2 protein-coding genes and 2 pseudogenes are annotated in these 6,074 nt (G+C 40.3%); 3 read left to right on the forward strand and 1 reads right to left on the reverse strand.

Annotation, left to right across the window (positions count from 1 at the left end):
- From WKT12_RS16130 to WKT12_RS16140, 3 genes and pseudogenes are all read left to right on the forward strand, one after another.
- A pseudogene (locus WKT12_RS16130) lies at nt 1–76 on the forward strand (RteC domain-containing protein); the annotation flags it as partial.
- Between the two features lie 301 nt (nt 77–377).
- Nucleotides 378–1,508 carry an ATP-binding protein gene (locus WKT12_RS16135; RefSeq protein ID WP_004291480.1) on the forward strand — a complete coding sequence of 377 codons (1,131 nt, stop codon included), beginning with the start codon at nt 378–380 and terminating at the stop codon, nt 1,506–1,508.
- A 16-nt stretch (nt 1,509–1,524) separates the two neighbouring features.
- Nucleotides 1,525–4,778 (forward strand): annotated as a pseudogene (locus WKT12_RS16140) (P-loop NTPase fold protein).
- A gap of 131 nt (nt 4,779–4,909) precedes the next feature.
- Here the strand turns inward: WKT12_RS16140 and WKT12_RS16145 are convergent.
- The coding region (locus tag WKT12_RS16145; RefSeq protein ID WP_018676463.1) for a TraM recognition domain-containing protein at nt 4,910–6,074 on the reverse strand (1,165 nt) is incomplete at its 5' end.

Here is a 6,074-nt window from a genome sequence, read left to right on the forward strand (position 1 = left end):
TTTCATTGACAGGATGCAGGAAAAACTGAACGAGAGAATGTTGCGTGATGAGGAGTTGGAGCGGATGAGAAAATAAAAAAATATCCATTACATATGAGAAGACAGGAATACTCGTATCCTGTCTTTTTATTTTCATTTAATTATATATTAATTAGCACAATATATGTGAGTTTTTCATTCCTATAAGGACAAATTTCAGAAACGTATGTCTGGTAAATTATTGAGTCATCATAGTATGAACATATATCATTACTAAAAACAATGAAACAACTTCCATAAGATTGTGGTTGTAAAAATCGCCATTTAATAGCCCGTTTTTTTTGTAAAATTCGCCAATTAAAAAAATATGATTATCTTTGCATTATATTTTATAAGGTATGGAAACAGTAAATAGAATACTTCAAGAGAAGATTACAGCACGAATCGCGCCCAATAAAGCAGTACTGATTTTTGGTGCTCGCCGTGTTGGTAAAACGGTAATGATGCGTAAAATTGTGGACAACTATTCAGGTAGGACGATGATGCTCAACGGCGAAGACTACGACACATTAGCACTATTGGAGAATCGCTCAATAGCCAATTATCGGCATTTATTGGATGGTATTGATTTGCTGGCTATTGATGAGGCACAGAACATACCACAAATCGGTAGTATTCTGAAGTTGATAGTTGATGAAATACCGGGAATAAGTGTCTTGGCAAGTGGTTCTTCGTCATTCGATTTGCTGAATAAGACTGGTGAACCGTTGGTCGGCCGCAGTACGCAATTTCTCCTTACACCATTCTCGCAACGGGAAATCGCACAGACGGAAACGGCACTTGAAACCCGCCAGAACCTCGAAGCGCGCTTGATTTACGGTTCCTATCCCGAAGTAGTAATGATGGAGAACTATGAACGTAAAACAGACTACCTACGTGATATTGTCGGTGCATACCTGCTTAAAGATATCTTAGCAATTGACGGCTTAAAAAATTCGAGCAAGATGCGCGATCTACTGCGATTGATAGCTTTTCAGTTGGGCAGCGAAGTTTCTTACGAAGAGTTAGGTAAACAACTCGGCATGAGCAAGACGACCGTTGAAAAATACCTCGACCTATTGGAAAAGGTCTTCGTTATCTATCGTCTGGGGGCTTATTCGCGTAACCTACGCAAGGAGGTTACAAAAGCTGGCAAGTGGTACTTCTACGACAACGGCATTCGCAATGCCATTATCGGGGCTTTCTCACCGCTGGCCATTCGGCAGGATGTCGGTGCGCTGTGGGAGAACTACATCATCGGAGAGCGGCGCAAAGCGAACTTCAATGAGGGACTGCACAGGGAGTTCTATTTCTGGCGCACCTACGACAAACAGGAAATCGACCTGATTGAGGAGAGTGCCGACAGTCTTACCGCCTTGGAGTTCAAGTGGGGAAATAAAATGCCGGCCGCACCGAAAGCCTTCCAAGAAGCCTATCCCTATGCCGAGTTTCATGTGGTAAATCGGGAGAATTATTTGGAGTTCGTATAATCAATAAATTACGTATATGGAAACAAAACTACAATCCAAACAGCAATATCCGCGGTTTATCCAAAATAAACCGTGTGGTATTGACAAATTCGATGGAGGTTCGCAAGAAAGGTTGGCAAAAACTATTGCTCGCCATTTTTGTCAGAATGATTCATTGGATGAGGAATGTACTTTACCTCGAATTATCGGCATCGAAGGTATTTGGGGATCTGGAAAATCCAACGTGGTTAAAATGTTGGAACGTGAATTATCAGACGACTATTACTTTTTTGAGTATGACGCATGGGGACATCAAGAGGACTTGCAACGCCGCTCTATATTGGAATTGCTTACAAGCAAACTTATTGATGATGGTATCCTATCTGGAAATGCAACAATAAAAGTCAAAGGTGGAGGTACGAAAACCGTATCATGGTCTGAAAAGCTGAAATATTTATTAGCCCGTAAAACGGAGACCGTAACCGAAAAATATCCCCTTATCAGTAATGGTATGGTTGCGGCATTTTTGGTTGCAGTTTTAACTCCGATATTTACATTTATTGCGTATGCAGTAAAACCTACACCCACAACATGGTGGTTTTCTTTATTGTCTATTATCATAGCTGCACTGCCAGTTCTTATTGCATTGTGCGTTTGGAAATGGGCATATAGCAAAGATCATAAATATGGATGGAGTTATATGTTAGCTATTTATCAAGATAAAGTCGAAAAGGACGTTTGCTATGAGACTTTGAGCGAAGACGAACCAACGGTTTACGAGTTCAAAACATGGATGCAAGACATTTCTGATTTTATCAAGGAAAAAGGACAACGTAAATTAGTCCTTGTTTTTGACAACATGGATCGTCTCCCCGCTGAAAAAGTAAAAGAATTATGGTCTTCTATCCATACGTTCTTCGCCGATAGCGGTTTTGAAAATGTTTGGGCTGTTATTCCTTTCGATGAAACACATTTAGCTTGTGCATTCGGAGATGAGACCGACGAACAAACGAAACAACTGACCAAGTATTTTATCAATAAAACTTTCCCTATTGTTTATCGTGTTGCTCCTCCTGTTATTACCGACTATCGAAGTATATTCAACAAACTGTTTGTTGAAGCATTTGGAGAAACAGAAAATGAAGCGAAAGAAACTATAAATCGGATATTCAGATTGGTAAATCCTAATGCCAATGTTAGGGAAATTATATCATATATCAATGAGATGGTCGCTCTTAAACAAGAGTGGTGTAACGAAATTTTGATGATAAACATAGCATTGTTCTGTTTGAAGAAGACGGATATTCTGGCAAATCCAGTAGAACAAATATTGTCCGGCGACTATCTGAATGGCATTCAAACAATAATTAACAATGATCTGCAAACACAACGCGAAATTGCAGCTTTGGTATATGGTGTCGATGTTGAAGATGCTCGACAAATTCCATTGAAAAAATATATTGAAGGCTGCATCAACGGAGAAGAAGACCACGACATAAATCAATATGCAGAGACTAATAAACAATTTGACACTGTATTAGAAGAAGTTATACAATGTATGGACAATGCGCTTATCGATAAGATTATACATTGTTTGCATAAATTAACTCGAAAGAGCGATGTTATTCTGCGTGTATGGCAAAGAATAGCACAATTGAAATTAAAAGAATCCATAGAGAAGCAGGTGTTCCCTGTCGAATACCAAGAACTGCTGTTGCATTTAGACACGGAAAGCCAAAACCATGTGATTGCTCAATTATATAAGAAGATAGTTCGGTTCAATGACTTCAATGGCGGCGACTATTTCAAAACGTTAGATGCAATAGACAGGTTTATTGCGCAAAATAAGTTGGCGTGCGATTTTACGTCATTGATTGAAGCAAAAACAGTCAAGCCAAATACATTTATCGATTATATTCAAGCTGCAAATGCAACAGATGCTGCCTATCGGGATAACGCGACAACTAAAGCATATAAATATTATCAAGTAGCAACAAATTCGGAGGCGCTCGATAATTATTTGGCAAACTTACTACCCGATAATTTCGACCATGCAGATATTGTAAAACGTTAAAAGATAATTCTACCTATACGTTTCCAACGCTTTTGCAAGCGATCACGAATTGCATTGATGAACAGAATGTAAATAAAGATAATATAGGGGCTATATTTACAACCTATCGTTTATTGGCATCTGACGAAGAAAGACCTTTACCTGTAACGTTAGATTCAACCTACATAAATCAGTTGCATTCTGAATTAGAAACTGATGGCCGAAACATTAAAGAGTCTGGATATTACGATTTAGTCGCCATGCAATTGGCACATGGTCATTCCGTTTCCTTAATAGAGGGTGGAGATATAAAATATGTTGCAGAACTCATGGACTATTATGTGGATCATGGAGACTTATTAGTAAATAGTGTGGGATGGAATATACCGCTATTAAATGAAACACTACAATACATGGTAAATCATAAACTTGGCTATAAATTATTGCTCTCAGACATATTGCCCCAATTTGAAGATATTAAGAACAGAATAGGTGTAACGGATGAGGTATTTATCGAGCATTTAGCAGAGTGGAATACCGATTTGGATAAGTATATCACTAAGAACAATATTAAAGATGTAATTCCTGACGCATCTTTTTACGATTTGACCACTAAAATAAGCAATGTCCTGACCGATCATATCAATAAAATAGCGTTCGAAGCGTTGTCTGAAATAAGTGTTGATACATTATACGCCCAAAGAACAGCACATACATCATATTATTGGTTTGTCGCAATAAAACATTTACTGGCTAAAATCAAATCCTTGCCAGATAACTTGACTGAATTTGGCAAAAAGATTCTGATGGATATTGCTTCTGGAACTCAAAGTTTGAATCCTTTCCCTAATTGTTTCAAGAATATAGTTGAAAGATTGGATAAACGAAAAATTAAATCGACAGTTACCGATATAAGAAATGATTTCTGCATCGGTAAAAAGACTATCAATGCAATAAAGTTTCAATTTTTCGAAACATGGCTTAGATCGCATGGTAATTTGAAAAGTCAAGCTGGAGACGTTATTGATAAAATAGTGAAACCTGTAATTTCCGATGGGGCATGCCGTTCATTGATTCTGCAAAACAAAGATTTTTATATGGATTTAATAAATACAGCAGGGGATGATGCTTATGAATTGAAAAAGAGTCTCCGAAACCTCATACAAAAAGATTCAGATCCGCAATTGGTTAAATTTGTCAATTCGATAGATTCAGTACCTGAGGTTGAAACCGCGTAAGTATTTGTCTAACAAGTCCGAATTTTACGATTTTACCCGTCAGAACTGAAGTGCCCCCCAAAAAAATTGTATCCAACTTTTGGGGGTCACTTCAAACTTCGATAGGGATAATTTTCAATTTTGGGGACTTGTTAGACAGTCTCATTATCTGGTAGCAGTTTACACAGCACCGGATCGTTTTTGATACGCTCCAGTTCCTCCTGCACAATCTGCTTCACCTCTTCCTTGATGCGCCGGTAGTTCGCCTGCACCGTTTCCTTCATGCGGTCGTTGCCGTCCTCGTCCGTGAAGTTTGTAATGACGGGAATTTTCTTGTAGGCACTTTCTTCCCGTTTCACCTTTTCGGCATCCACCACAATCTCGCAATGAAAAATCTTCTGCTCGATACGCTCGTTGAAGTTGTCGGATACAGAACCGACAAACATTCCCTGCGTAAGCCCGGAAATCTTACTCGGTGGAATGAGCGCGTCCATCTGCGTGTTGATGGAGGTGGAAACATCCTGCCGGTTGATGGAGATGGACTGCCGTTTCTGCAACACCTTACCGAACCGCTCGGAGAGCGTCTTGGCTGTTTCCCCCACCACCTGACCGGAGAAAATATTGCCGACAGTGTTCATCACCACTTTCGCCTCTTTGTCCCCGTAGTCACGCACTAACTGGCTGAAATCCTGAAAGCCCAGACACACGGCAACCTTGTTGCTTCGGGCGGTAGCTATAAGATTGTCCAACCCTTTGAAGTATATTGTGGGCAACTCGTCGATGATGACCGATGACTTCAGCATCCCCTTCTTGTTGATGAGCTTCACGATACGGGAATTATACAGACCGAGTGCCGCACCGTAGATATTCTGACGGTCGGGATTGTTACCCACGCAGAGGATTTTCGGCTCTTCGGGATTGTTGATGTCCAGCGTAAACTCGCTGTCTGACATCACCCAGTAGAGCTGCGGTGAAATCATCCTCGAAAGCGGGATTTTTGCCGACGCTATCTGACCCATGAGCTGCTCCGCAGCCCCTCCAAGCCACGCATCCATGAACGGCGAAAGGTAGTTCTCCAGCTCCGGATAAGAGGTCAGTATCGGAAATATATCCTCGTAACGGCGGTTCAGAAACTCGATAGCATGGGGAAACGTGCAAAACTTCCCGTTCTGATAGATTTTGAGATACCAGATAATACTGGCAAACAGAATGATAGGTGACTCCACGAAGAAGTCGCCCTGCTTTTGCACCCACGTTTTATTGAGGTTGAGCATTATTGTGTAGGCACTCTCATAGGCATCCGTAATATCTTCCATA

This window comes from Phocaeicola sp. HCN-6420 (assembly GCF_037890145.1).
Classification (GTDB): domain Bacteria; phylum Bacteroidota; class Bacteroidia; order Bacteroidales; family Bacteroidaceae; genus Phocaeicola.

Excerpts from the sequence above, each read along its gene's own strand:
- WKT12_RS16135 (WP_004291480.1), top strand. The coding sequence starts at position 378 with ATGGAAACAGTAAATAGAATACTTCAAGAGAAGATTACAGCACGAATC.